Source organism: Hymenobacter ruber, assembly GCF_054783255.1.
The window spans coordinates 405,490-432,231 of record NZ_BAAGQX010000004.1 but is presented as its reverse complement, the minus strand read 5'-3'; the positions used below and the strand labels follow the sequence as shown (position 1 = coordinate 432,231).

General features: G+C 60.9%; 25 protein-coding genes. 11 read left to right on the top strand and 14 right to left on the bottom strand.

The window, feature by feature from the left end; all coding sequences use genetic code 11:
- Window positions 1-76: 76 nt before the first annotated feature.
- From ACYVM5_RS12390 to ACYVM5_RS12360, 7 genes are all read left to right on the top strand, one after another.
- Window positions 77-1,012, top strand: a complete 936-nt coding sequence (locus ACYVM5_RS12390; RefSeq protein WP_460618422.1) for a hypothetical protein — start codon at window positions 77-79, stop codon at window positions 1,010-1,012.
- A gap of 183 nt (window positions 1,013-1,195) precedes the next feature.
- Window positions 1,196-1,672 carry a nucleoside deaminase gene (locus ACYVM5_RS12385; RefSeq protein WP_460618421.1) on the top strand — a complete coding sequence of 159 codons (477 nt, stop codon included), beginning with the start codon at window positions 1,196-1,198 and terminating at the stop codon, window positions 1,670-1,672.
- Window positions 1,673-1,803: 131 nt separating this feature from the next.
- Window positions 1,804-3,345 (top strand): FAD binding domain-containing protein, encoded by a 1,542-nt coding sequence (locus ACYVM5_RS12380; RefSeq protein WP_460618420.1) that lies wholly within the window; start codon window positions 1,804-1,806, stop codon window positions 3,343-3,345.
- 34 nt (window positions 3,346-3,379) lie between these two features.
- Complete coding sequence (locus ACYVM5_RS12375; protein ID WP_460618419.1) at window positions 3,380-3,940, top strand: hypothetical protein; 561 nt, start codon at window positions 3,380-3,382, stop codon at window positions 3,938-3,940.
- The gene (locus ACYVM5_RS12370) at window positions 3,937-6,228 is read left to right on the top strand and encodes a xanthine dehydrogenase molybdopterin binding subunit (RefSeq protein WP_460618418.1); all 2,292 of its coding nucleotides are present in this window, start codon (window positions 3,937-3,939) and stop codon (window positions 6,226-6,228) included. Before ACYVM5_RS12375 ends, ACYVM5_RS12370 begins: the two co-directional genes overlap by 4 nt.
- Before the next feature lie 8 nt (window positions 6,229-6,236).
- Entirely contained in the window at window positions 6,237-6,635 is a 399-nt protein-coding gene (locus ACYVM5_RS12365; protein ID WP_460618417.1) for an STAS domain-containing protein, read from the top strand.
- A 47-nt stretch (window positions 6,636-6,682) separates the two neighbouring features.
- Window positions 6,683-7,234, top strand: coding sequence for a hypothetical protein (locus ACYVM5_RS12360; RefSeq protein ID WP_460618416.1), 552 nt, complete (start codon window positions 6,683-6,685; stop codon window positions 7,232-7,234).
- An 81-nt stretch (window positions 7,235-7,315) separates the two neighbouring features.
- Here ACYVM5_RS12360 and ACYVM5_RS12355 read toward each other — a convergent pair whose 3' ends face one another.
- Window positions 7,316-9,724, bottom strand: coding sequence for a glycoside hydrolase family 3 protein (locus ACYVM5_RS12355; RefSeq protein WP_460618415.1), 2,409 nt, complete (start codon window positions 9,722-9,724; stop codon window positions 7,316-7,318).
- 284 nt (window positions 9,725-10,008) lie between these two features.
- On the opposite strand from ACYVM5_RS12355, the gene ACYVM5_RS12350 reads away from it, so the two are divergent.
- On the top strand, window positions 10,009-11,946 hold the full coding sequence (locus tag ACYVM5_RS12350; protein WP_460618414.1) for a hypothetical protein: 1,938 nt from the start codon (window positions 10,009-10,011) through the stop codon (window positions 11,944-11,946).
- Between the two features lie 166 nt (window positions 11,947-12,112).
- Here ACYVM5_RS12350 and ACYVM5_RS12345 read toward each other — a convergent pair whose 3' ends face one another.
- The 7 genes from ACYVM5_RS12345 to allB form a co-directional block, all read right to left on the bottom strand.
- Entirely contained in the window at window positions 12,113-13,546 is a 1,434-nt protein-coding gene (locus ACYVM5_RS12345) for a DUF6986 family protein (protein ID WP_460618413.1), read from the bottom strand.
- A 147-nt stretch (window positions 13,547-13,693) separates the two neighbouring features.
- On the bottom strand, window positions 13,694-14,032 hold the full coding sequence (uraH, locus tag ACYVM5_RS12340) for a hydroxyisourate hydrolase (protein WP_460618412.1): 339 nt from the start codon (window positions 14,030-14,032) through the stop codon (window positions 13,694-13,696).
- Window positions 14,029-14,538 carry a 2-oxo-4-hydroxy-4-carboxy-5-ureidoimidazoline decarboxylase gene (uraD, locus tag ACYVM5_RS12335; RefSeq protein WP_460618411.1) on the bottom strand — a complete coding sequence of 170 codons (510 nt, stop codon included), beginning with the start codon at window positions 14,536-14,538 and terminating at the stop codon, window positions 14,029-14,031. The genes uraH and uraD overlap by 4 nt, the downstream gene beginning before the upstream one ends.
- On the bottom strand, window positions 14,525-14,794 hold the full coding sequence (locus ACYVM5_RS12330) for a hypothetical protein (protein ID WP_460618410.1): 270 nt from the start codon (window positions 14,792-14,794) through the stop codon (window positions 14,525-14,527). The genes uraD and ACYVM5_RS12330 overlap by 14 nt, the downstream gene beginning before the upstream one ends.
- 11 nt (window positions 14,795-14,805) lie before the next feature.
- Window positions 14,806-15,552 (bottom strand): (S)-ureidoglycine aminohydrolase, encoded by a 747-nt coding sequence (allE, locus tag ACYVM5_RS12325; protein WP_460618409.1) that lies wholly within the window; start codon window positions 15,550-15,552, stop codon window positions 14,806-14,808.
- A gap of 1 nt (window position 15,553) precedes the next feature.
- Window positions 15,554-16,810 (bottom strand): M20 family metallo-hydrolase, encoded by a 1,257-nt coding sequence (locus tag ACYVM5_RS12320; protein WP_460618408.1) that lies wholly within the window; start codon window positions 16,808-16,810, stop codon window positions 15,554-15,556.
- Between the two features lie 4 nt (window positions 16,811-16,814).
- A complete protein-coding gene (gene allB / locus ACYVM5_RS12315; RefSeq protein WP_460618407.1) occupies window positions 16,815-18,152 on the bottom strand; it encodes an amidohydrolase family protein in 1,338 nt (445 codons plus the stop codon).
- Window positions 18,153-18,329: 177 nt separating this feature from the next.
- On the opposite strand from allB, the gene ACYVM5_RS12310 reads away from it, so the two are divergent.
- On the top strand, window positions 18,330-19,751 hold the full coding sequence (locus tag ACYVM5_RS12310) for a urate hydroxylase PuuD (protein ID WP_460618406.1): 1,422 nt from the start codon (window positions 18,330-18,332) through the stop codon (window positions 19,749-19,751).
- A 1-nt stretch (window position 19,752) separates the two neighbouring features.
- On the top strand, window positions 19,753-20,751 hold the full coding sequence (locus tag ACYVM5_RS12305; protein ID WP_460618405.1) for an XdhC family protein: 999 nt from the start codon (window positions 19,753-19,755) through the stop codon (window positions 20,749-20,751).
- 7 nt (window positions 20,752-20,758) lie between these two features.
- Here ACYVM5_RS12305 and ACYVM5_RS12300 read toward each other — a convergent pair whose 3' ends face one another.
- Complete coding sequence (locus tag ACYVM5_RS12300; RefSeq protein WP_460618404.1) at window positions 20,759-21,373, bottom strand: DUF4136 domain-containing protein; 615 nt, start codon at window positions 21,371-21,373, stop codon at window positions 20,759-20,761.
- A gap of 84 nt (window positions 21,374-21,457) precedes the next feature.
- Between ACYVM5_RS12300 and ACYVM5_RS12295 the strand changes: the two genes are divergently transcribed.
- Window positions 21,458-21,601 (top strand): hypothetical protein, encoded by a 144-nt coding sequence (locus ACYVM5_RS12295; protein WP_460618403.1) that lies wholly within the window; start codon window positions 21,458-21,460, stop codon window positions 21,599-21,601.
- On the opposite strand, the gene ACYVM5_RS12290 is transcribed toward ACYVM5_RS12295, so the two are convergent.
- From ACYVM5_RS12290 to ACYVM5_RS12270, 5 genes are all read right to left on the bottom strand, one after another.
- Window positions 21,598-22,200, bottom strand: coding sequence for a histidine phosphatase family protein (locus ACYVM5_RS12290; protein ID WP_460618402.1), 603 nt, complete (start codon window positions 22,198-22,200; stop codon window positions 21,598-21,600). The genes ACYVM5_RS12295 and ACYVM5_RS12290 overlap by 4 nt on opposite strands.
- Window positions 22,201-22,404: 204 nt before the next feature.
- A complete protein-coding gene (locus tag ACYVM5_RS12285; RefSeq protein WP_460618401.1) occupies window positions 22,405-24,288 on the bottom strand; it encodes an ABC transporter ATP-binding protein in 1,884 nt (627 codons plus the stop codon).
- A gap of 149 nt (window positions 24,289-24,437) precedes the next feature.
- Complete coding sequence (locus tag ACYVM5_RS12280) at window positions 24,438-25,064, bottom strand: hypothetical protein (protein WP_460618400.1); 627 nt, start codon at window positions 25,062-25,064, stop codon at window positions 24,438-24,440.
- A gap of 192 nt (window positions 25,065-25,256) precedes the next feature.
- A complete protein-coding gene (locus ACYVM5_RS12275) occupies window positions 25,257-26,015 on the bottom strand; it encodes a DUF72 domain-containing protein (protein WP_460618399.1) in 759 nt (252 codons plus the stop codon).
- Window positions 26,016-26,143: 128 nt separating this feature from the next.
- Window positions 26,144-26,422 carry a DUF1294 domain-containing protein gene (locus ACYVM5_RS12270; RefSeq protein ID WP_460618398.1) on the bottom strand — a complete coding sequence of 93 codons (279 nt, stop codon included), beginning with the start codon at window positions 26,420-26,422 and terminating at the stop codon, window positions 26,144-26,146.
- Window positions 26,423-26,742 lie beyond the last annotated feature (320 nt).

The window sequence follows — 26,742 nt, the reverse complement described above, 5'->3', positions numbered from 1 at the left end:
ACACCAGCCTTACGGCTCGGGTTCCGACTTTTCGGCCCGGTTTTCGTTTATGCCGCTACAACTTCCCAACTCAACTATGAACACTGCTTTTTTACGCTCCAGCCGGCGGCCGTGGGGCGCGGCTTTGGCCGCGGCCTCCCTCCTGCTGGCTACGTCCTGCTCGGCCCCGCGTGCCATCATCGCCACCGGTAAAGTCACGCCTCAGGGCGAGTTTCGGGTGGGCTACAACCAGGGTTTCAACCTGGCCACCGCGCCCCTGGCCAAAGCCGGCAGCGCCGTGAAGGAAGCCGCCAGCCAAGCCGCCAGCCAGCAAAAAGTGGACTATACCGATGCCACTACGCAGCTGCAAGCCGCCGCCCTGGCTTACATCCTCGACCCGGTGCAGCCCACCGCCGACCTCAACATCCGCTACGGTATCGTGCCGCGTCTTGATGCCGGCTTCAAGTACGCTTTCGGCTCCTATGTATTTGATACGCAGTACCAGCTGCTCGGCCCCACCGGCTCACCCGAAAACCCCGACCGGGGCGCGGCCAGCGGCACCACCTACGCCAGCATCGGCCTGCAGTTTGCCACCCAGCGGGCTAAGCTGCCCAGCCTGCCCTTCCTGTCCGACATCAACTCGGTGCTGAATTTTCGGGCCACGCGCAACGACTTGCTCGTGCCGCTCACGTTCAGCCAGTCTTTTGGGCCGGAGGAGGAAATCGGGGCCATCAGCTACGGCCTGGTGTACGCCCACAGTTGGGTGAGCTACGGCTTCGCGCCCACCAAAATATACAACGGCTCGGTGCAGGTGCCAGAGCTGCCGCTGCAAAGCCGCAACTTCTCTTCCTTCGGCGGCTTTGTCAACCTCAAGCTGGGCTACCGGTATTTGTACGTCATCCCGGCCATATCGGTGTTTTACCAGAACTACGGCGACTACGCCCTGCTGAACGGGGCCAGCACCTCGCTGAGCGGCGTCACGTTTGTGCCCTCCATCGGCCTGCAGCTGCGCATTCCGAATTTGATGAAATAGTTTCCTTTCATCAGTACCAAATGGCCCGAGTGGCGTGTCCTGAGTGGGTACGCCGCTCGGGCTTTGCTTTTGAGCCTGCTTCAAAAACCGGATGGCGGCGAATGTGGCATTCCGTCGCTTTCTTTGTTGCCCGTTTTTCAAAACTTTACGCCACCGCGGCCGCCCACCTTTTCCGCCCCACCCATGGAAGCTCCCAACCCCGAATTCATGCGCGAAGCTATTCGCCTGTCCATCGACCAAATGAAGGCCGGCTTCGGCGGCCCCTTCGGCGCGGTGGTGGTGAAAGACGGTAAAATCATTGCCCGCGGCTTCAACCAAGTCACCACCACCCACGACCCCACCTGCCACGCCGAAGTCGATGCCATCCGCAAAGCCTGCAAAGAGCTCGGCACTTTCCAGCTCGACGGCTGCGACCTCTACACCAGCTGCGAGCCCTGCCCGATGTGCTTGGGCGCCATTTATTGGGCTCGCCCGCGCCGGGTATTCTACGGCAACACCAAGGCCGATGCCGCTGCCATTGGCTTCGACGACCAGTTCATCTACGAAGAGCTGGACCGCCCCATGGAAAACCGTAAATTGCCCATGACACAGCTACTGCGCGACGAGGCCCTGGCCGGTTTCCGGGCCTGGACGGAACTGGAAGGCAAGACGGAGTATTAATAAATCGCCTGTCATCCTGAGCGCAGCGAAGGACCTTCTCACGCTTGCGCCAGTTGATATTACTGCGAATTGTTCAGCGGTGAGAAGCTCCTTCGCTGCGCTCAGGATGACAGACGTGTTCAGTATCAATCATGATTGAATTTCTCCTTAACAACCAGCCCATTCGCACCAGCGAGGCCCCGGCCAGCGCCCTGCTCGATTTCGTGCGCTACCACGAGCAGCTGAAGGGCACCAAAATCGGCTGCCGCGAGGGCGACTGCGGCGCCTGCACCGTGCTGGTGGGCGAGCTGGCTGCCGACGGCCAGACCGTGAACTACCAGAGCATGACCAGCTGCCTCACGCCGCTGGGCAACGCCCACGGCAAGCACATCGTGACGGTGGAAGGCATCAACGCAGCCGGCAGCCAGCTCACGCCCGTGCAACGCGCCATTGTGGATGAGGGCGGCTCGCAGTGCGGGTTCTGCACGGTGGGCTTCGTGATGTCGCTCACGGGTCACAGCCTCAGCAGCGCGCCAGCCACCGAAAAAAGCACCATTGCGGCCATCGACGGTAACATCTGCCGCTGCACCGGCTACAAATCACTGGAGCGCGCCGCCGCCAAGCTCACCGCTGAACTGGCCGACCGCCCGGCTGAAAACGCCCTGGCCTGGCTCAGCGAAAAGCAGTTTGTGCCCGGCTACTTTGCCGAAATTCCGGCCAAGCTGGCGAAACTGCGGCTCGATGAAGCCGCAGCAATTGAAGCTTCGGCAGAGGCAATAGCCGCTTCAGCTACAACCCACGCCAACGGTGGAAGCGCGGTTTCGACCTCGCCCAACGGCCACGCCCAAAACCAGAACGACCACGGCCACTCCGCTACTCCCCCATTCACTCATCCCCTCGTGGGTGGCGGTACCGACCTCATGGTGCAGCGCCTCGAAGAGCTGCGCGAGCAGCCCGGTGTGCGCCTGATTTTTGACCAGCCCGGCCGGCGCGGCATCCGCCACGAAATGTCTGGCCGAGTGGTGCTGGGCGCCGCCACCACCGCCAGCCAGCTGCTCGAATCGGACCTCATGCGCAGCCTGTTGCCCAACCTGCCGCAGTACCTGAAACTGGTATCGAGTACGCCCATCCGCAACATGGGCACGGTGGCCGGCAACTTCATCAACGGCTCCCCAATTGGCGACCTTACCATTATGTTCCTGGCCCTGGGCGCGTCCATCACGCTGCTCGATGCCGCCGGTGCCACCCGCGAGCTGGCCCTGCCCGACCTCTACCTCGGCTACAAAAAGCTGGCGAAAGCCGCCGATGAGCAGGTTATCGAAATCAGCTTCCCCGCCCCGCTGCCCGGCGACTTCTTCCACTTCGAGAAAGTATCCAAGCGCACCCACCTCGACATTGCCAGCGTGAACTCCGCTGCCTGGCTGCGGGTTGAAAACGGCGTTATTAAAGCCGCCCGCGTATCGGCCGGCGGCGTTGGCCCGGTGCCGCTGTACCTGGCCCGCACCAGCGAGTTTCTGCAGGGCCGCGAGTTGACGGCTGATACTGTTGTGGGTGCCAACGAGGTTATGCAATCGGAAATCAGCCCGATTTCGGACGTGCGCGGCACCGCCGACTACAAGCGCCTGCTATTGCGCCAGTTGCTGTGGGCGCACTTCCTGGAGTTCGCGCCGGAACTGGAATTCACCAATTCATAGCCTCTGTCCGGCGATTTGCTAAAAAGCTCTTTTGATGTCTGACAAGCAGCAATTTTTCGATAGCCTGAATCTGCTTGAGCAGTTGCCGTTATTTCTGACGGAAAATATCAACCAGCTTTCCGAAGAAATTCAGGCAAACTGCATTCAGATTTCTATCCCTGCCGGACTGCAAATTGACACACTGGAAATCATTGAATTTCTGAATAAGGTCAAGCTAAACCGACAGGCACAATTACAGAACAGCAGCCTGAAAATCAATCTCATATATTACCTCTGGCATGACGAACAAGCCGGGCAGCTTCGCTTCAACTTTATGAATTCGGCACATCAAATGCTGCCTTTTGGCTGTGCTGTTTCTTTGATTGAAAGCGAAGAGGAAATTGTGGCAGATTTTCTAAGCTCAAATTATCTACATGGAATTTCCTGGGAAGATTTGACTGATATCTCTGCAATGCCTGAAGTAGCTGGAGTGGCAACAGAAGCCGCTTTTACTTTGAAGGTTTATCAGGAAATCATCTTCCGTTCATACTGCCCATTATACCCAAACACTCCGTTAGGCGCGGCACGGAGCCCTAGAACGAAACCCCACCCATGAACCACCTCGACCCCAACCGCCACGTGCGCGGCGAATCGCAGTACCTCGACGACGTGCCCGTGCAGCAGGGCACCCTGTACGCGGCCGTGTTTGAAAGCCCGCTGGCCCACGGCGTGCTCCGCAGCCTCGATTTCAGCGCGGCGCTGACGGCGCCCGGCGTGGCCCGCGTGCTCACGGCAGCCGATATCCCCGGCGAAAACCAGATTGGCGGCATTGTGGCCGATGAGCCGCTGCTGGCCGAGGGGCACGTACATTTCCGGGGGCAGCCGGTGGCGCTGGTGCTGGCCCGCACCGAGGCGCAGGCCCATGCTGCCCTCAAGCTCATCAAGGTTGAAATCGACCCGCTGCCCATCATCACCGACCCGCGGGTGGCGGCGGCGCAGGGCGAACTGATTGTGCCGCCGCGCACCTTCAAAATCGGCGATTCTCAGGCGGCCTGGGCTTCGTGCGCGCACGTGTTTGAGGGCGTGGCCGAGAACGGCGGGCAGGAGCATTTGTACATCGAAACCCAGGGCGCTTATGCCTTCCCCACGGAGATGGGCGGCGTACGGATGATTTCCTCGACGCAGGGGCCCACGGCCGTGCAACGCCACACGGCTGTGGTGCTGGGCCTGGGCATGCACCAGGTGGAAGTGGACGTGACGCGCCTCGGCGGCGGCTTCGGGGGCAAGGAAGACCAGGCCACGCCCTGGGGCGCGCTGGCCGCGCTGGGCGCCTTCATCACCAAGAAGCCGGTGAAGCTGGTGCTCGACCGCATGGCCGATATGCGCATGACCGGCAAGCGCCACCCCTACTCGTCCGATTTCAAAATCGGCTTCGATAAGGACCTCAAAATCGTGGCCTACGAAGTCACCTTCTACCAGAACGCGGGCGCGGCGGCCGACCTCTCGCCGGCCGTGATGGAGCGCACGCTCTTCCACGCCACCAACGCCTATTTCGTGCCCAACGTGACGGCTACGGCCTTTTCGTGCCGCACCAACCTGCCGCCCAACACGGCCTTCCGGGGCTTCGGCGGGCCGCAGGGCATGTTCGTGATAGAATCGGCCCTGGCTAAAGCGGCTGAGGAATTGGGCCTGCCCACCCACGAGCTGCAGCGGCGCAATTTGCTGCGCGAGGGCGACCTGTTCTCGTACCGGCAGGCGGCCGAGCTGTGCCACGCCGAGCAGGCCTGGGACACGGCCGCCCGCGAGTTTGATCTGGCCGGCATGCGGGCCGAAGTAGAGCAGTTCAACCAAACCAACAAGTTGAAGAAGAAGGGTTTCGCGGTGATGCCGATTTGCTTCGGCATCTCGTTCACCAAAACGCCCATGAACCAGACGCGGGCGCTGGTGCACATCTACTCCGACGGCTCGGTAGGCATCAGCACGGGCGCGGTGGAGATGGGCCAAGGCGTGAACACGAAAATCGCGCAGGTGGCGGCCCGCACGTTGGGCATTTCGATTTCGCGCATCAAAATCGAAACCACCAACACCACCCGCGTGGCCAACACCTCGCCCAGCGCCGCCAGCGCCACCGCCGACCTCAACGGCAAGGCCACCGAAATGGCCTGCGCCGCCCTACGGAAGCGCCTGCTGGAGCACGCCAGCACTGAGTACACGCTCAACTACGAGGGCCTCGAAATCCACGACGAGCAGGTGCTGGCTGCCGGCGTGCCCGCTGAAACTAACTGGGAAAAGCTGGTATCATCGGCCTTCTGGAAGCGCGTGGCCCTCACCGAAAACGCCCACTACGCCACCCCCGACCTGCATTTCGACGCCACCGTGAACCAGGGCCACCCCTTCGCCTACCACGTGTACGGCACGGCCCTCACCAGCGTGACGGTGGACTGCCTGCGCGGCACCTACACCGTGGATGCCCTGCGCATTGCCCACGATTTCGGCCAGAGCTTCAACGAAGTCATCGACCGGGGCCAGATTGAGGGCGGTGCGGTGCAGGGCATCGGCTGGATGACCATGGAAGAAGTGGCCTACAACGCCGAGGGCCGCCTGCTCAGCAACTCGCTCAACAGCTACAAAATCCCCGACATCTACGCCGCCCCCCGGGTGCTCGACGTGCATTTCCTCGACACGCCGGGCCACCCCAAGGCCATCCTGCGCTCCAAGGCCGTGGGCGAGCCGCCGCTCATGTACGGCATCGGCACCTACTTCGCCCTGCGCGACGCGGTGCGGGCCTTCCAGGGGCACACGGCGCTGCCCTTCTCCGCGCCGATGACGCCGGAAAAGGTGCTGGTGAGCTTGTACCCGGAGTTTTCTCATGAACCCACGCCTGCGGTGGCATCTGTTAATTAACCAGCTTAATGTGGCGCTGGTTAACAGAATGGATGCGGCCTTCGCCCCGTAAATCGTCCATTGAATGGAGAGGCAATGTCATCATTCTTACGATTGGCAAGGAATACGACATAGAAAAGCTCTCCGAAATTATGGCGCTTTATAATTCGAAAACCATTAAAAGAGCGACCAATATTATCGTCGATATTGGTGAGTTGACCTCCATCAATGTGATGGGTCTGGAGATTTTAATGTTCAAGGAAAAGCTGGCCAATCAAGGACCTTTCAGCGTGATTTTTTGCGGACTCAAGCCTGAAACAAGGACCATATTTGAAGCCATTGGTTCTGAACAAGCATTTGGAGAATTGGTCAGTTTCAATTCTACTGCCGAAGCGCTTGATTTCTTACGCGACAATCAGGAGCATTAGCTACAGTACTGTTGACGTCTTGGACCTACTCAAAAAAACTAGTAACTATGACTGAATATACCCTTGATTATCAATATTCAATGGATATTACTTGGTTTTTCCTGGGGAACGACGGTTATATATCCACATTTAATTCGGGTGGAGCAATAGTCCCGGAAATAATTTCCAACGATGCTAAAGCTAACCAAATACTAATCGAATATTTTGATAACCTGACGCCATTTAGTGACGTCACTATAAATCCTTTTTTGGACAAATACTTTGATGTAAAGAGTTTGAGAAGCCCTTTATCTCAATACAGTTATTATGCACAAAGAGGACTGATATCATTCGACAAGATAAACCCAGGGCCTGGGCAAAGTGACATTAACTATCACTTGATTGCTTATCCTGTTAATAAATTGAATGTTGATGCTTTGCCCGAAGAGATTAAAAGCATTCTATTGCGCACAAAGCAACCGATTAGTTTTAAAGACTTTTACAAAATAGATGAGGGGTATATTCCTTGGGCATCATTGTTCAAGGATTTTTATGTACCAACATCTCTTGAACAGACCACTTCAAAGAGAAAACGGTGGTTTGATTTTTTGTGGTTTTAATTACTGGTAGAGTTGTAGCTTCAGCCTCTTGCTGTTTCCGCGCAGCTCAGGGCTTTGGGGAAGGAGTTGGGCAGCTCTGAGTTACTCCGCCTTGCTCACGAACGTCTGCTTCGCCCGAATATCCGTCGAGGAACTGCCCACCAGCACTTCGAATTCGCCGGGCTCGACTACCCAATTCATGTTGCGGTCGAGCAGGGCCAAATCGTCGGGGCGGAGGGTGAAATGGATGGTTTTCTTCTCGCCGGGGGCCAGGCTCACGCGCTCGAAACCGCGCAGCTGGCTGTCGTAGGTGATGACGGTGCTGAGCTTGTCGCGCAGGTAGAGCTGGACTACTTCGTCGCCTTTTACCGGGCCGGTGTTGGCCACGTCCACCGCAATGTCGATGGGGGCTTTGGGGGCGGCTTCGCGGGGCGTTACCTGGAGGTTGGAATAGGCGAAGGTGGTGTAGCTCAGGCCGAAGCCGAAGGGATAGAGGGGGCCGTTGGTGGCGGTTTTGCCGCCGCCGTTGGGGTCGCCGCCAATGGGCTGGTCGGCCTGGGAGGCGGGCTTGAAGGGGAAGTTAAACTCAATCTGACCGGTGCTTTTGGGGAAGGTCATGGTGAGCTTGCCGCCGGGGTTGTAGTCGCCAAACAGCGCCTCGGCGATGGCCGTGCCGCCCGACGGACTCGGGAACCACGCCTCCAGAATGGCCGGCACCTGGCGCGCCGCCCAGTTGATGGTGAGCGGCTGGCCGTTGATGAGCACCAGCACCACGGGCTTGCCGGTGGCGTGCAGGGCCTCCAGCAGCTGTTGCTGGCGGCCGGGCAGCTCCAGCGAGGTGCGCGAGAGGCTTTCGCCCACGGTTTTGTCGTCCTCGCCCAGCACGGCCACGATGACGTCGGCGGCCTGGGCTTTGGCCACGGCGTCGGCGATGCCCTGCTGCTCGGGGGCGCTCAGGGGCGTGGGCACCAGCTCGGTATCGGGCCAGCCGGGGCACACCACGTCGCAGCCCTTGGCGTACTGCACCGTGAGGCCGGGGCCGGCGGCGGCTTGCAGGCCCTTGAGCACGGTGGTGACGGGGTTGTTCGAGGGGCCGTAGCGGCTGATGGCGGGGTCGGGATTATCGGCCAGCGGGCCCACTACGAGCAGGTTTTTGAGCTGGCTTTTTTGCAGCGGCAGGCGGGCGTTTTCGTTTTTCAGCAGGACCAGTGATTCGCGGTTGGCTTGCAGGGCGAAGGCCTCATCGGCGGGCGTATGCACGGTTTTGTCGGCCTGTTTGGGGTCGGGCACGTAGGGCTGGTCGAAGAGGCCGAGGCGGAATTTCACGCGCAGCACCTCGCGCACCCGCGCATCGACGGTGGCCTGGGCCAGGCGGCCGGTTTTCACCAGCTCGCGCACGTTGTTGATGTAGGTGGCGGGCGTATAGAAGTTGGTCCACACGTTCAGGCCGGCCTCCACGGCCTGGCGGGTGCCGTCGAGGAAATCGGGCGCGACGTGGTGCTTTTCGGAGATGAATTCCACCGCCCGGCTGTCGGACACCACGTAGCCATCGAAGCCGTATTGCTGGCGCAGCAGCTCCGTGAGGAAGTAATGGCTGCCGGTGATGGGCACGCCGTCCCAGTCGTTGTAGCTGCTCATCACGCCCAGCGGGTGGGCCTCCTGAATGACGCGCCGGAACGGGTAGAGGAACAGCTGGTGCAGCTCGCGGGGCGCCACGTGCGGGTCGGTGCGGGCGTTGCCGTCGCGCCCGCCCTTGGGCACGCTGTACACGGCAAAGTGCTTGAGCGTGGCCGCCACGCCTTGGCCCTGCACGCCGAGGACCATCTGCTTGCCCAGCTCCGCGATGAGGAAGGGGTCTTCGCCGTAGCATTCCACCACGCGGCCCCAGCGCGGGTCGCGGGCGGGGTCCAGAATGGGCACGTACACGTTAGTGTAGCCCAGGGCTTTGGCTTCGCGGCCCACGGTTTCGCCGGCGCGGCGCACCAGGGCCTTGTCCCAAGTGCTGCCGATGCCAATGGGGGCCGGCAAGGGCGTGGCGCGGTCGTGGTTCAGCCCGTGGATGCCTTCGTTGGTGAAATCGACGGGGATGCCCAGCCGCGTTTCCTCCACGAACCAGCGCTGCACGTTGTTGATGCCCACGGCGTGCTGGCTGAAGGGGAAGGTGTATTTGCTGGCGGCTTTCGGGGTGTTGCGCACGCCGTTCAGCTCCTCGTCGATGTTGGCAATGCCGTCTTTCCAGACTTCATTCTTCCAGCCGGGCGTGGGCATCTCGTCCTTCAGCACCCGCCCGAAACCGTAGAGCGTGGCCATCTGGCAGGTTTTTTCGTCGAGGGTCATCTGGGCCAGCAGGTCGTCGACGCGCTTTTCCAGCGGCTGGGTAACGTCCTCATACACGTCGCGCCGGCCGTTTTTGTTGAAGTCAACCCAGCCTTTGTGGTAGAGGTTTTTCTGGGAGTGCGCCGTGGTGGCGAAGAGGCAGCCCAAAGCCAGCAGCAGGGTTTTTCGATTCATCATGAAGGCGGTCGGGTGGGATTTGGTCAAGCTGGAAACGTCCGTAAACTTCCCGCCGGAATGCGCTGAAACCAACGCTTATCTACGCAAACGTTTACAGGTGGTCCCTTCCAAAATCGCACTGCAACTCCCTGCTTCGCGGAAGCAAGCGAATATGTCCCATACGGTAGTGTCAGCATTGTCAACCCATGCTAACTTGCTGAAGCATATCGGCTGCGCAATTCACTTCTTACTCAGTCAGTCCCAATGTGCTCAATACTATTCCTGTCCTACAGCTTCGATATATGCGGCATTACTACGCGCTTTTCCTAGCCGGCCTGGGCCTGCTGCTGAACCTGACGGCCTGCTCGCCGGACACCAAATCCGAAACCCACACCAGCCGAAAAAGCCCAGCGGTTGCCCAGAACGACACCGCCGCAACCAGTTCCGAAGCCGGTGTTGGACGAGCGCAGCCCAGTGCCGACCAACAGCCAGCAGCCGAAGCCCGTTCGGGACGCAATACGGTGCTGGCCCCCGCCGATGATGTACCAGTCGAAGCAGCACCCGCCATCCTGCCGCCATCGCGCCGCCAGCTGGCCCGGCTCGTCCGTCGGCAACGGCGCGCGGTGATGGCGGCTCCCGCTCCTACCCCACCGGCCGAGCTGGCCCGCCCGACCGCCGGCCCAGCCAGTATGCCAGCATCGCCAGCCGCTAGCACCAGTGCTGCCGACACGACTCCGGTCCCGGCCGACGGTCCCAAAATGGCCCAGGTTTTCCACATTCGGCCCGACCGCGACACGGTGCTGTATGGCACCGAGGGCACCGTGATGCGCATTCCGGCGGGCACTTTCGTGCAGGGCAAGGATGCCGACGTGAAGGATGTGGTGGAAATCCGGCTGCGCGAGTTTTACTCGATGGCCGACATTCTGCTGGAGCGCCTGAGCACGATGGCCGGCCCCAAGCTGCTTGAAACCGGCGGCATGGTGCAGCTAAGCGCCACTACCGCCGACGGCCGCGAATGCAAGCTGAAGCCCGGCAGCGAGTTTGAGTTAGGCTTCCCGGCCACCCGGCCCATTGACGGGATGCAGCTCTACAACGGGCAGAACACGGGCGGACACGGCCTGAACTGGAAGCTGGCCCCGCAAGCCAAAGTGGCCAAACGCAAGGAATGGAAAGCCTCGCAGCATTGGAGCAAGCCGCGCTTCAAGGGCGGCTATGCCAACGCCCGCCACCGCTTGAGCAAGGCCATTGTGTACGACCAGGCCACGGCCATGCGCCTCAACGGCTACCAGGCACCCGGCCGGCTGCGCCGCCAGCTCCGGCGCGATGGCCAGCGCGCGCCACTGGTAGGCACGGTGCAGGCCAGCTTCGAGCTGTCGGAAACCGGCCGGGTCAACGACGTCTATTTCCGCAACGGCAACCAAGCCGACTCGGCGCTGCAAGCGGCCGTGGTGCAGGCCCTGCGCCGCCTCAAAGCCAGCCCCACCTACTTAGGCATGCGCCGCAACAGCCAAGCCACCCGCAGCCTGATGAAAGTGGACGTCCGCTTCACCGCCGACCGCCGCGTGCTGGTCGACCACCTGCGCTGGGACCGCGCCAGCACCGTGGCCCTTTACAAAGCCGACGTCGAGCGCAAAGCCACCGGCAAGGGCCGTCTCAGTGATGCTCAGCTGCGAGCCGCGCCCCTCGAAGCCGTCACCGACGAGCTGTTCAAAAAGCGCCAGGCCAATGCCAAGCGCTATACGGTGGGCACCCTGCTAAGCGAGCAGTTGAACTACGTGAAGGAGCTGGCCGTGTTCCGCATCAAGGTAGTGGCCTCGGCCCAGCCCTTGGGCGCTTACAACTGCGACCGGCCCTTGTCGGAGCGCCTGATTGCCCGCGCCCGGGGTATGGCCCGGAGCGTGACCCAAGCCAGCAACATTCGCGCGCCCAAAGGCGGCCTGGATAAGCTGGCCCTGGTGCACCTGGGCCTGGAGCACCCCGCCACCCAGCCGGCCGACATCAGCCTGGTCCTGCGCGAGCGGCGCTGCGTGATTCGCGGCGATGCCCAGAACGGCCGCGTCACGTTCGAGCAGCTGGCCGACAGCACCGCGGCCACGCTAATAGCCATTCGTCGCGAGCAGGGCCAGCTCTACCTGGGCCTGCGCGACGTGGTGGTGAGCCAGCGTGTGGAGCCGCCGCTACAGTTTCGGCCCGTCACGGTAGCCGAGCTGCGGGCTGCCGTGGCCCGATTCGATTTGTAGCCGCTCGCCATCCCTGCTGGGAAAGGAACCTGTTTCGTCCTAGCCATTCAACCTATCATTAACTAAAAGAGCCCATTGCTTTCTGCAATGGGCTCTTTTAGTTAAAACTCGTCATGCTCCCCTCTCCCCAGGGAGAGGGGCCGGGGGTGAGATTCCCAGCGTACGGTTAGGCTTTCGCCCGCCGCCCTTGCAGGATGCGGTAGAACGAGCGGGTCTGCACCTCCTCCAGTGTGAGGCCGGTGGCGAGAATTTCCTCTTCCGAAATCGCGCCGCAGTTCAGGGCTTTGAGGAAGAAGTTGAGCAGGCCCTGGCCGGTGGCGGCATCGTCGAAGATGTCGCCGGTAAGGGTGGAAATGGCGGCGCGCTCCACAAAGGTTTTCAGGCGAAAAACCGCGTCGTCGTAGCTGCTGAGGAAGAAATTGTAGGTGGCGGCGTAGCGCATCGGCAGCTGCGCGGGGTTCAGGTCCCAGCCCTGGTAGAAGCCGTTGATGAGCGAGTGCGTGCTGTGGTGGTAGGCCTGGCGCCAGGCATTGTGCACCGATTCGCGGTTTTCGCGCAGCTGGGCATAAGTCAGGTTGTCGCCGCGGTGCGGACCGATGGGCATTACGTTGGTGGCCCCGTCGGAAAGGAAGATGCCGGTACCGCCCAGCGCCACTTTGGTCATGTGGTGGGCAAAGTCGCACACCGGGTGCGCCATCGTCTGGTACCGGGCCGTGATGCCGCAGCTGGCCGTGTAGTCGTAGGTGCCGAAGTGGGCCGCAATGCAGCGCCCCTCGCTGGCCCGGATGATGCGCATAAGCGGGTTACGCCCCTCCTCGTCCATGATGATTTGCGTGGCCTCCACCATCGTCTCCATTTTGAGGGTGCCGGGGGCCAGGCCGTTGGCCTTTTCCAGCAGCTCAAACAGGCGCACCATCGTCGTCATCTGCTCCGGGATGGTCACCTTGGGCAGCATCACCACGAAGTTGTCGGGCAGCTTGCCGCCGGTTTCGGTCAGCAGCGTGGTCAGGAAAATATCGAGCGTGCGCACGCCGCGCTGCTTCAAATCCTCGGTAAAGGGCTTGATGCGGATACCGATAAACGGCGAGAGCGTGCCCTGCTGCATGCCTTTGGCCACTTCCTTGGCGGCGCGCACGGCGGTTTCGTCCTCCTCCGCATCGGGCCGGTTGCCGAAACCATCTTCAAAATCGACGCGGAAATCTTCCACGGCCTCACGCTTCAGCTTCGCCACAATCTTGTTGTACACCGAATACGCCAGCCAGGCGGGCTCCTGCTTGCGGTCCTCCGGGCTCATGGCGTCGAGCTTGGCCGTTAGCGCTGCCACGTCGGCTTCGAGGTGCGGCAGTTGCTCGTGGTTTTTGAACTGCAGCGCACGGGCCAGCTCCACGAAATTGGGCGCGTAGGTGAGCAGGTTGTTGAGGGCGATTTCGCCCATCTTCACGCAGGTATCGGCCTTGAAGAGGTTGGCGCCGCCGTACACGGTGTGTACGGGCTGGCGGTCGGGCCGGTCGCCGGGGTAAGTGTGCTGGAATTTAATGTTGGCTTCGCCGAGCTGGTCGAGCAGGGCGGCTTTGTCGGAATCTTGTAAGCTGAGTTTCATGGTGGGAATTGATATTGCGATGTAGAGACGCGACACTTCGCGTCTTGGCGTTGCTGATGTTGTTATTGCGGCGCGTTCGGTGCGTAATTGTTGTTCAACGAGGAGACGCGAAGTGTCGCGTCTCTACAATCGTTCACGTGCGCCAAATCACGACCCGCGATAGGTGGAATACCCGAACGGGTTCAGCAGCAGCGGCACGTGGTAATGCGCGTTTTCGGCCACGTTAAACACGATTTCTACGAAGGGATAAAAATTGGCGGTGCCATCCTGCGCGAAATATTCCTGGGTGTAGAATTTCATTTTATATACGCCCAATTCTACCTGTTTTTCCTTCGGCAATAAATCAGGAATACGGCCGTCAGAATTCGTCTTGCCGCGCGCTATTTCCTGCCAATTATCACCGATTTGCTGCAGCAGCGCAATGCTGACATCTGCCGCCGGCTTGCCCTTGGTCGTGTCGAGAATGTGGGTAGTTATTTGGCTCATGCGGCAAGGAGTTTTTCGAGGCGAAGGCGGGTGATTTTGTTCTGTTCGCCGGCGGCAATCAGGATTTCGTCGGCAGGGTCATTGGTCAGGCGGGCTTGCAGCAGGGCCAGCATTTCGTCGGCCGTTTTGCCGGTGGCGCACACGATGAAGATGTAGCCAAACTTGCGCTCGTAGTCTTCATTGCCCGTTGCCAGCGCCTCTAATGTTTCCTGCGAAGCCTGTTTCACCGAGGCCTGTTCGCCCTCAGCCCAGGTGCTGGTGCTGGCGAATTTGGCGCGCAGCGCTTCCACGTCGCCGCCAATTTTGGGGTGGTGGGTGAAGGCTTCGCGCCAGTCGGCTTCGTCCAGTTTATTCCACGCGGTGTTGGCCTCGTCCATCAGCGTTTCGGCATCAGATACGGGGAAGGCGGCGAGCATACTTTCCACCCATTTGGTCGAGCCACAGCACTTTTGTAGCGCTTCGGCAAGGTCTGGTTTTGGGAGGTGGTTGAGTTCAGAGAGGGTCATTTATTCCGTTGTAAAATTTTAGCAATTCTTTTTTTGCTTTCTCCAGAATAATCATGAATTCATCTAAGGTGAAACTCACAGATTCCATATTCCAATTGATTTTAGCATCATTATAAAAACTGACAGTAAAATCACCTTTATCAGTATCAATAAGACATATGAAAAAATCTCCGCAATACACTTCGGCATGCAGGTATTTAAACTCATCGTCACTTGCCAAATAGAAATACAAACCCTCAGGCTGTTTATTCTCCATAATGGCTTAGTTTAAATCACCGTCGGAAAGCGGTTCACGTTCTTGTAGTAGATGTACACCGACGGCTCTTGGCCCATGGCCGTAGCCCACTGCTGGCAATACGGGGCCATCCAGATGGAATCGCCTTTTTTCACCGGGTACCAGCACTGGTCGAGCATGTAGATGGCCTGGCCTTCGAGGTACATTAGGCCGTGTTCCATAATGTGGGTTTCCACCATCGGCAGGTTGCCGCCGATGCCGTAGGTGAAGATGTTCACGGCCATATCGAAGCCCGGCACGTTCGGCAGCAGCTCCTGAATGCGCAGGGCCTCGTCGTTCATGTAGATGGGCGCTTTGCTGTAGTCGCGCTCGCCCCAGAAGATGCCCGGCGTGGCGTGCCCCGCCAGCGGCTCGTACACTTTATGGAAAGTCAAAAGCTGCGTACCGGCCTCGGGCTGGTTGAAATCATACGACTGATTAATAGGCACATACACGTACTCGCCCACTTTCAGCGCCCGGGTTTCGCCGCCCACGGTGGCCGTGCAGCCGCCCTGCACCACATAAAAGAAAATCTGCGACGCCTCGGTCTGGCCTTTTACCTGGCCAGCCTCGGTGAGGGTGATGAGCGTCTGGCAGAGGCGGGCACCCATCTGCTCGTTGATGATGACGTTGGTGGTGCAGCCGGTCCAGCCGGGCACGTTGCTGTTGATGTAGCCATCGGGGGCAATGATGGCGTGGTTGCGCTTCACAACGGAGCGCGTCAGGGCGGACATTTCCATATTAACGGGTGGGATTTTGAGTGCGGAGAAGGGTGATGAACTGGTCGGCCACCGCAATGGCGGCGGCCAAATCAGGCAGTTCCACGTTCTCCAATGGGTTGTGGCTGATGCCTTTGTAGCAGCGAATGAACAGCATGGTGGCCGGGGCCACGAACGAAACGGGCACGGCATCGTGGCCCGCGCCGCTCACCAGCGGAATGGTTTCGTAGCCGCTGTCGGCAATGGCCTGGGCCAACAGAGTATTCAGGCTGGCATCGCAGGCAACGGGAGCCGTGGCCTGAATCAGGTTCCAGTCGAGGTGAATATCCCGGTAGCGAGCAATGGATTCGGCTTGGGTGCGTAGCTCGGCATAGGCCGTGGCTAGCTGAGCAGCATCGGGGTGGCGCAGGTCGAGGCTGCAGGTTACTTCGCCAGGAATGACATTGCTGGCCGCGTGGCTCACCTGAAGCTTGCCCACCGTGGCCACCATACCACTTAACGTGTGCGCCAGCCCAAATTGCTCGGCGGCCAGCACAAAATCGGCGGCGGCGCAGAGGGCATCCTGCCGCATAGTCATGGGCACGGTGCCGGCGTGGCCGGCCATGCCTTTAAACGTCAACTCTACGCGTTGCTGGCCGGCAATGGCCGTCACCAGCGCCACCGGCACGTTGCGCTCCCACAGCACCGGGCCCTGCTCGATGTGCATTTCGAAGTAGCCCAGCCACTCGGCGGCCGGAATGGCGTCCAGGGTGAGCTGCGAGGCATCGGCGTCCATAGCCACCAGCGCTTGGTCGAGGGAAATTCCCGCTTCGTCGCACCGGGCCAGTAGGGCCTGGTCGAAAGCGCCGGTCACCACTTTGCTGCCTAAATAAGTGGTATGGAAGCGCACACCTTCCTCGTCGCTGAAGGCAATCAGTTCGATATGAAAGGGCAGCTCGGCTTTCTGCCCAATCAGATTTTCCAGCAAATCGAGCCCCATGAGCACGCCCAGCGGGCCGTCGAATTTGCCGGCATTCACCACGGTATCAATATGCGAGGCCAGCACGAAGGTTTTGGCGTCGGGATTGGAGCTTTCCAGGCGGGCGCGCAGGTTGCCGATGCCGTCGACGCGGGTGAGCAGGCCGGCGGCTTCGAGCCAGCTTTGCACCAGGTCGCGGCCTTCGAGGAAGGCGGGCGTGCCGAAGGTGCGCGTCACACCATCGGTGTCCTCGCTGATGGACGCCAACTCGTTGATGCGCTGCATAATTCGTTCAGCGCGTACCGTGTATTCCTGCTGCATTCCGTTACCGGGTTAAAAATTCGCCGTGGTTGAGTTGGGTGAAATTCGGGCGCTGGAAAACCTGTTCGCCTTTGAGAAAAGTTAATTCCACCACACCCGCCAATTCCTGGCAAATGTAAGGCGACACTTTGTGTTTATGTTGAATTAGCGCTTCGGTAACTTCAAAGGTCTTTTCAGGGTCAAAAACGATTAAATCAGCATCGAAGCCGGGCGCAATCCGGCCTTTTTTCGCACTTTGGCCCGCTAGTTTTGCGGGGTTGGCACTCAGCCATTTCACAATGTCGCACAAGCTGGCCCCGCGCTGGCGGGCGGCTGTCCACAGCACCGGCAGGGCAAATTGCAGCGAGGCAATGCCGCCCCAGGCCGTCGTGAAATCACCGTTTTCAAGCTGCTTCAAATCGGGCGGCGCGGGCGAGTGGTCGGTAGCCACGAAGTCGATGATGCCGCTCTGCAAGGCCGCCCACAGCTGGTCGTTGTTGGCCTTTTCGCGGATGGGCGGGGCGCACTTGAACTGCGTCTGGCCGTCGGCAATGTCCTCGGCGTTGAAATAGAGGTAGTGCTGGCCGGTTTCCACGGTCAGCGGCAGGCCTTTGGCCTTGGCAGCGGCGATGGGCGCAATGGAATCGGCCGACGACAAGTGCACAATGTGCACCCAGCAGTTGAACTCCTCGCACAGGCGAATCATCATCGCAATGGCATCATCTTCCCACTTTTTGGGGCGCGAAGCCAGGTAATTCGGGTACGAGCGGTGGTCGTTTTTTTTCCACTCGTCGTTTTCTTCCGATAACTCGCAATGCACCAGGAGCGGCAACTTGTGCCGCGCCAGAATCGGCATCACGCGCCGCAAATCCTCCTCCGTCGCATTCGGAAAATCATCAATGCCCGAGTGCGCGAGAAAGGCTTTGAAGCCGAGCACGCCGGCCGCAATCAGTGGTTCAATCTCAGCGGCATTGCCCGGCACCACGCCGCCCCAGAAGCCCACGTTGGTGTGCAGCTGGCCCTTGGTGGCGGCCTTTTTCAGCTCCAGGTTGGCCACCGAGGTGGTGACGGGCGCGGAGTTCAGCGGCATATCGACCAGGCTGGTGAGGCCGCCGGCCAGCGCGGCGCGGGTGGCCGTGTCGAAGCCCTCCCAGTCGGTACGGCCGGGCTCGTTGATGTGGACGTGCGGGTCAATCACGCCGGGCAGGATGGCGTGGTGGCCCACATCGACAACCTCAGTTGTCACGGCTTCGGCCTCATAAGGCATAAGGGCACTGATGCGGCCGTTTTCGATGAGAATGGTGGCGGCGCACTCGCCCTCGGGCGTGACCACGCGCTGGCTGCGCAAAGCAAGAGTTGACATGAGTAGGGAATTTGGCGCTAAATTGGGGGCTTTTTCCCGGTTTAATTAATTGGCGGGAAGAAGAACTCCGTCGCTCGTCGTGTTGAGCGCAGTCGAAACATGACAGGCTGAATAATCTACCCGTTCCTCCTGCCCTATCCCCTCTACTCCAAAATTCCCCCATTACCCGCTTACCCTATGCTTCAATACATTACCCTGCTCTCCCTGATACTGGCCTTTGTGCTGCTGCTGGGCGTCATTTTCGTGCTGCAGCGCGTGGCCAAAACCCGGCCCAGCGGCGGCGTGGTGGGCGATAACGGCTTTACTCTTGAAGGCTATTCTTATGCGCTGATTCTGCTGGCTGTCATTGCGGCGGTGGGCATTGGCTACGTGCTGGCGCGCGATTCGCCCTGGGCCGGGCACATTCTGGAGTGGCTCAACATTGTGGTGCGCCTCATGCACATCACCTTCGGCATTGCCTGGATTGGCGCGTCGTTCTATTTCGTGTTCCTCGAAAACGCCCTCAACCGCACCGAGAATGTGCGCGAGGAGCTGGCCGGCAACCTCTGGGCCGTGCACGGCGGCGGCTTTTATTATCTGGAGAAGTATAAGTCGGCCCCGAAAGTCATTCCCAAAAGCCTGCACTGGTTCAAGTACGAGGCGTATTTCACCTGGTTGTCGGGGTTCAGCCTGCTGTTTGTGGTGTACTATTTCAACGCCAGTTCCATGCTGATTGACCCGCGCGTGCTGGACATTTCGCCGCTGGCGGGCGTGGGCATCGGGGTGGGCTCGTTTGTGGCGGCCTGGCTGATTTATGACGGGCTGTGCCGCACGGCGCTGGTGCGCAGCAAGTGGTTCATGGTCATTGGATTTATCATTGCTACGGCATTTGCGTTTTTTTATGCGCAGGTATTCAGCGCGCGGGCAGCCTACATCCATTTCGGGGCCATGCTGGGCACGCTGATGGTGGGCAACGTGTTTTTCACCATCATCCCGGCCCAAAAGGCCATGGTCAAGGCCGCCACCGAGGGCACACCGCTCGACCCCACGCTGGGCAAAAATGCCCTGGCGCGCTCGCTGCACAACAACTACTTCACGCTGCCGGTGCTGTTTGTAATGGTCAGCAACCACTTTCCCAGCACGTTTGGGCACTCGTATCCGTGGGCCATTCTGGCGGCCATCACGCTGGGCACGGCCGGCGTGAAGCACTGGCTGAACCTGCGCGAAAAACACCAGACCGATACCGCGGTGTGGGTATTGCCCGCCGCCGTGGCCCTGCTGTTGGGCGTAGTATTCGTGACGGCCCCGCCCGTGCAGTCGGGCAGCGCGGCAGCCGGCGGCGCGGCCTGCACCCAGCAGGTGACCATGAGCCAGGTGAACATGATTGTGCAGAAGCGCTGCATTCAGTGCCACTCGGCGCACCCCACGGACGACGTGTTCAAGTCGCCGCCCAACGGCGTGGTGTATGACACGCCGGAGGACATTATCCGCCTGAAAGACAAAATCATGCAGCGCGTGGTCGTCACCAAAACGATGCCGCAGAATAACAAAACCCAGATTACCCAGGAAGAGCGCGACCTCATCGCGTGCTGGATTAATCAGGGCGCCCAGAACAAGTAAGATGCCCGCCGCCCCCCGCGACCTGCCCGTTTGGACTCTCGCTGCTGCCAGCCTGCGGGCCGGTACGCCCGTGGCCCTGCTGTGCGTGTTGCGCAGCGAAGGCAGCAGCCCCGGCCGCCAGGGCTTCAAGATGGCCGTGACGGCCGATGCCGTGGCCGGCTCCATCGGCGGGGGCATTATGGAGCACAAGTTTGTGGAGCTGGCCCGCCAACGCCTGCAAACCAACGATGCCACGCCCCTGCTGCGCCCCCAGATTCATCGGCGGGAGGCTCCAACTGACCGCTCCGGCATGATGTGCTCGGGCGAGCAGGACGTGCTGCTCTGGCCGCTAACGGCAGGCGATTCAGCGACCGTGGCGGCTATCGAAAATTCGCTACAAACACTCAGCGGCGGCTTTTTAGAATTGAGCATGGCCGGTGGGCTACGGTTCGGGCCGCCTGCCGGGATTTCTGAAGCTGACGCTGCAACGGATACGGCATCACCCGATTTTTACAACTACCAGCCGGGCGCGGCGTGGCACTACCGCGAGCGGCTGGGCTTCCGCGACCAGCTTACCATCGTGGGCGGCGGGCACGTCAGCCTAGCCTTGTCCAACGTGGCGGCGGCCCTCGATTTTGAGCTCACCGTGCTGGACGACCGGCCCGACCTGCCCACTCTGGCAAGCAACCAGGCGGCCCACCATCGCCACGTCATCGACTACGAAAAGGTGGCCGCCGAAATCCCCGCCGGTCCGCACCGATACGTGGTGGTGATGACCGTGGGCTACCGCACCGATGCCGTGGTGCTGCGCCACTTGCTGGGCCGCTCCTTCCGCTACCTGGGCGTGATGGGCAGCGTAGCCAAAATAGCGGAACTGCGCCGGGGCCTGCGGGAAGAAGGCTTTTCGGAAGCCGAGATTGCGCGACTGCGCGGCCCCATCGGCCTGCCCATCCAGAGCCAGACTCCGGAAGAAATTGCCATCAGCATCGCGGCCGAGCTGATTCAGGCGCGGCGGGCGTAGTGCGGGCTTATCGTTCCGTGTCGCTGGCCTCGGTAGCGGGCACAGTGCCATTGGCAAACTCCTCGGTGAAGATGCGGTAGCGGTCCAGGATGGAGCGCACGGAGCGGCGGAGCACCACTTCGCCCATGGGGCCTTCGGGCACGGTCACGCCCGAAGCGTAACCGTTCCAGACGGCGCGGTTGGTTTTCACGTCGATGAGGGTGACCAGCAGCGTGCCTTCGGCCAGGAGCAGGCGGATGGGCTCGTAGCCCTGGCGCTCTTCCTTGGGCGTGTCGTCGGTTTCCTCGATGTTGCGCTTAATCCACTGGCTGAGGTCTTCCTGTTGGAAACCGTGGAATTTCATGTCGCCCTGGTACACCCGAAAGTTCACCAGCATATCGGGCCGGCGCTTGGCCCGGCGGTAGCCCTGGGCCAGGAAGCGCTGCTGGATGGCTTCGCGCACCGACTGGCCCAGGGCGCTGCTATCGGAGGTGAGGCCGGTGCCGGTTACGAAGTCGTAGGTGCGGTAGTGGCGAAAATTGCCCCGATAGCTATAATCCGAATCCACCCGGGCTTCGCGGGTGGCCATGCAGCCCGTCAGGGCCAGCAAAGCGAGTACCAATAACGTAATAGTAGGCTTCATGACTAAGGGAATTCTCGTTAGACGATGGAATTACCAATTTACGAAACCTTAGGCACTTAGGCGCTTACACCGGGCGAAAAAATTATGAGCATCCGCTCCACGGTCTGCCAGCCCCGATTACTCCGGCACTCGGCCGCTGGCAGCGCAACTAATCTGGTGTGGCTGGCGCCCGACCGGGCCACCGGCGCTCCGCGCAAGCCCCGGCAGCGGGCACCTCAGCCACGCTAGCCCGGGCAAATTGTGGAGGGGCGGATGTGCTGCTGGCTTTGGGCCAGCACCGGGCGCTTGGCTTTGCCCCGGGCCCCGCCGCCGCTGAAGCTAATGTCCCAGATGCTGTCGAAATCCTCGTCGGGCCAGTCGGGTACGTTTTCGAGGCCCAGGTCTTTGGCGATTTCCACGATGTTGTCGTGCTCCCAGACCACCAGCACGGTGCCCCGTAGCCGGCGCAGTTGCTTGGCAAAGGCCTTGGTGTTTTCCACCATGAAGTTGCTGTTGATGGTGAGGTTGTGCTGCACGGCGTAGGGCATCACGGTTTGCAGCATGCGCACGCGGGTGGTGTCTTTGCCGCCGGTATTGATGACGGGCACAAAGGCCAGGTTGGGCGGCGTGGGCATTAGCTGGTTGAGCACGGCGGGCAGGGCCAGCGCCCGGTTTAGGCCAGCGCAGGACAGGTTGTCGCCTTCGGGCGGCTTTTCGCCGTGCCGGATGATGACAATGCGCAGCACGGGCGCGGGCGGCACGGTTGGGGCTTGCGGGGCCAGCGGACTGAGCAGGTACAGCAGGTAAAGTTTGGCGCGGTCGGCTTCGGGGAGTTGGGGGAGCGTCATGGGGGCGATACGGGAAAACGGCCGGGGCGGCGGGCTTTGTGCCGGAATAGGCGAAGTAATTCAAAACGCCTGTCATCCTGAGCGGAGCGAAGGACCTTATCACGCTAGCAATAGTGATTACTGCAAATGTTCATACGTGATAAGGTCCTTCGCTCCGCTCAGGATGACAGGCGTTATTCGGTCAACGGTAGCAAACAGCACCTACTACCTATACCCGGCCGCCTGCAACTGGAACAGCTCGGCGTAGCGCCCGCCCCTGGCCAGCAGCTCCTCGTGCGAGCCGATTTCCACGAACTGGCCGTTCTCGATGACCAGGATGCGGTCGGCCATGCGGACGGTGCTGAAGCGGTGGCTGATGAGGACGGCGGTTTTGCCCTGGGTGAGCTCCTTGAAGCGCTCGAAGACTTCGAACTCGGCGCGGGCGTCTAGTGCTGCCGTGGGCTCGTCGAGGATGAGGAGTTGGGCGTCGCGCATGTAGGCGCGGCCGAGGGCGATTTTTTGCCACTCGCCGCCGCTCAGGTCCACGCCGCCGTTGAAGCGGCGGCCAATCATTTGGTCGTAGCCGCCGGGGAGCTTGGCGATGACCGTATCGGCGAGGCTTTGCTGGGCGGCGGTTTCGATGCGAGGCTGGTTGTGGCGCTCGTCGATGCGGCCCACGGCGAGGTTCTGGCCGGCGGGGAGCTGGAAGCGCACAAAATCCTGGAAGATGACGCCGATTTCCTGGCGCAGCTCGGCGGGGTCGTACTCGCGCAGGTCGTAGCCATCGAGCAGGATGCGGCCTTCGGTGGGGTCGTAGAGGCGGGCCAGGAGCTTGACGAGGGTGGTTTTGCCGGCGCCGTTTTCGCCCACGAGGGCCAGCTTTTCGCCGGCTTGCAGCTTAAAACTCAGGTTGCGGATGGCCCATTTTGTACCATTCTTGTACTGAAACCCGACGTTTTCAAACTCGAAACCCTGCTGAATGGGGCGGGGGAAGGGAATCGGTCTTTCGCCCGTCAATTCCTGGCGCACAATGCGCGGCCGCAGCGCAAAGAAGTCGAAGAAATCCTGCAGATACAAGGCCCCGTCGGCCACGGAGCTGAAGCGGCTGAGGATGCCTTCGAGCAGGCCGCGCAGGCGGGCGAAGGAGCCGGCCAGGAAGGTGAGCTGGCCCAGCGAGATGCTGCCCGCTACGGTGCGGGCGATGATGTAGACGTAGGCGCCGTAGTAGCCGGCCGCGCCGATGGCGGCGAAGAGCGTGCCCCAGCCGGCGCGGCGCAGCACGAGGCTTTTGTTTTGGCGGTAGAAGTCGTCGGAGAGCTCGCGGAAGCGGTTGATGAGGAAATCGGAGAGGCCGAAAATCTTGACTTCCTTGGCGGTTTCGTCGGAGGCGCCGGTTTGGCGGAGGTAGTCGAGCTCGCGGCGCTCGGGCGTCCAGGAGTGCGAGAGGGAGTAGCTGCGCTCGTTGAAGTGCGACTCGCCGAGGAAGGCGGGCACCACGGCCAGCAGCAGCAGCCCCAGCAGCCAGGGCTGGAAGGCCACGAGGCCGCCGGCCAGCAGCACGAGCGTCACGATGTCCTGGCCCTGGCTGAGCACCTGGCTCATGAGCACGGTACGGGAGAGGGTTTGGCGGCGGGCGCGCTCCAGCTTGTCGTAGAAGGTGCTGTCTTCGAACTGGTCGAGGTCGAGGCGGGCGGCGTGCTCCATGAGGCGGATGGACGACTGGTTGGCGAACAGGTCGCCGAGCAGCGAATCGAGCAGGGCCACGGCGCGGCCCAGGGCATCGGTGAGCAGCACGAGGCCGAACTCCAGGGCCACGAGGGTGAGCACGGGCGTGAGCTGGCGCTCGGGGGCGGGCAGCCGGGTGAGGTGCACGATGGCGTCGAGCAGCAGGCGGGCCACGTAGAGCTGGGCCAGCGGCAGGCCGGCGCGCACGAGGCGCAGGGCGATGTTGGCCAGGGCCAGGCGGGGGCTGGTGGCCCAGATGAGTTTCAGGAAGGCGGGCAGGTGGCGCAGGGCCGATACCCGCTCGCGCACGCTCACGGCGGGCTGCTCGGGGCCGCGCCGGCCGTTGGGGTTCTTGGCGGAGATGGATTTCAGGAATTCAAACATTGCCGGGGTGCGGGCAAGGTTGGGGCCGGGTTTGGGGGGCGGCCGTTTTGGCAGGGGGTGGGCTTATTGCGGTAGTTTGATGGCCGCTTGATTTTGAGGCGCTGCAAGCAGTTTACCAAAAGGAGGATTCAGGTTACTAGCTTTTACTTCTACGGCCGTTTCTCAACCAATTCAAAAATCTCCCCGTCTTGAGCTTCGTAGCGAATCAGACCGTCGGTTTGGTCCCAATCAAAAGATTGCAAGTACCCTTTTCCAATGTTCGTAGCGTTGAAACCGGCCGCAAAAAAGTAGGCATTGGGGTATGTCTTGTGTGTGGTTGTCAGGGTAAGGGACCGCACCATCGTGGTTACATTAGCCGCAGTGCCGTACTCCAGCCCCAAAAAATCAAAATACGGCAAGCTCGGCCTTTCGGGGCGGTCTTTGCGGATGTTCACCGCCATGCTGCATGTCACATGCGGCCGGCAATGAACCGGACGTAAATCCAAGCTAATAGAGTGTTGTTTAAAGGGCCCAATTTCAAACCAATTGCAGCCCTCATTCGTGTAAAACTCTTCCTTACGTGTCACTAGCAGGGTGTCGACCGTGCCGCGGTTGCTGCGAAACACTACCCGCTCGCCGGTAGAATAGGGCCGTAGCCACGCACGCTCCGAAGGGGCCAGCACGGTGCGCGTACAGCAGGACCCCAACACGAAGCAGAACAGGCACGGCGCAAATCGAAAAATCATGTGGCTGGGGTTGGCCCAACTAAGCGTAGCATGAAAGGCAAAAGTGTTCACTTAAACAGTAAGTTTTCTGAGGACGTCGAAATTACTACCTGAAAAATGGCTCCCCACCAACGCGCATCTGCAAAGGGTCCCCATTTATCCAACAGAATAGCTTAAGCAGCCCCAGCCCCGCCAGCGGCTGGGGCTGCTTTATGTCACCGCCCACCGGAAACCTCGGCCGGGCCGTGCTACGAGTCGTACGGCTCATGCCCGCTCCGCTACCAGCCGGTACAGGTCTTGGGCATTTTCAAACGCGGCGCCCATGGTGTTGTTGAAATAGGCATACACGTCTTTCCCCTCCTGGAGGTAGTCGTGTATCTGCTCGGCCGTGTCATGCAGAAAGTCGCGCTCGTAGGATTCGCGGTAGTTGCCCTTAGGGCCGTGGAAGCGCATGTACACAAAGTCGGCCCCCTCGTTGAGTTGGGCGTTTCGGGCGGGGCCTTTGTCGTGCAGCACGAGGCTGGCGCCGTGGTGGTCCAGCATGTCAAACGCATCATCGGTATACCAGCTTGGGTGGCGAAACTCCACCGCTTTGCGCCACTCGTGGGCGGGGTCGGTCGCGGCAAGCGCAGTCAAGAGGGTATCGACTGTCTTTAGCTGGCGAATGGTGTTGCTGGGCGGGAACTGAATGAGCAGGCAGCCCTTTTTGGGGCCCAACTCCCGGGCGGCATCCAGAAAGCGGGCAATGCCGGAGAGGTCCTCGGCCAGCGCCCTGGTGTGCGTGATATCGCGCCACAGCTTAATGGTAAAGGCAAAATCAGGGCCGGTTTCCGCGGCCCAGGCCGCAAACGTTCTGGGCTGGGGGATGCGGTAGAAGGTGCTGTTAATCTCCACCGAGTTGAACAGGGTGGCGTAGTAGGTGAGGCGGCTCGTGGCCTGGTAGGCCTCCGGAAAGGTGGCCTTGGGGCCGGGCACGACGATGCCGCTGGTGCCGGTGCGCAGGGTGCCAAGGTGGGCTGGCATGGGAAGGGGTAAGGCGGGAGTTTCGGGGTATAACGGGCCATGCGGCCTCGGCGTTTTACCCTAGGCGCAGCTTCACGGCGTCCCGACGTATCACCTGCTGCTTTGGCCGCGGCAGGCGTTTGGCCCGGTTACAACGGTACCGGCAAATAGGGCCACGTGAAATAGAGCACTGCCCCTTGCAGCAGCGTCAGCACCAGGGTAATGCCCCAGAAAGCGGCTTTGCGGTTTTTATGGTGCAGCAGTAAAATTGCGGCCCACGCGCCGGGGGCCGCACCCGGCAGTGTGGCGAAGTGTAGTGTTTTTTCGGCAATGCGCCGCTGCCCCCGTCGGGCTTTGCTTTTATCCAGGGCGAAGAGCATGAAACACAATATATTAAGAAACAACAGGCAACTCAGGAGGATGGTCATGGGGCGGGCGGCGGACCTGGCTGGTGGCCGTTCGGGGTTTGGGCCGGGGTGGGTATGGTGCGCGTCTGAACCGGTTAGCCGGGTTCAAAACGGGCGAGAATGACGCGGCACCGGTACCCCGGCAGATGCGGCCGGCACCAGCGGGGCCGCAAGTTATGGCGCTGCGGTTAAGGTACGATGGAGTATCTCCCAGCAGCCCCAGTTCCACCAGCGGCTGGGGCTGCTGCCTGTCAAGGCCCGCCCGAAACCCCGCTAGCGCCACAATAATGAGCAGGATGGCATCGGCCCGGACGCTGCGGCGCGAGTACGCCGCGCAAGCC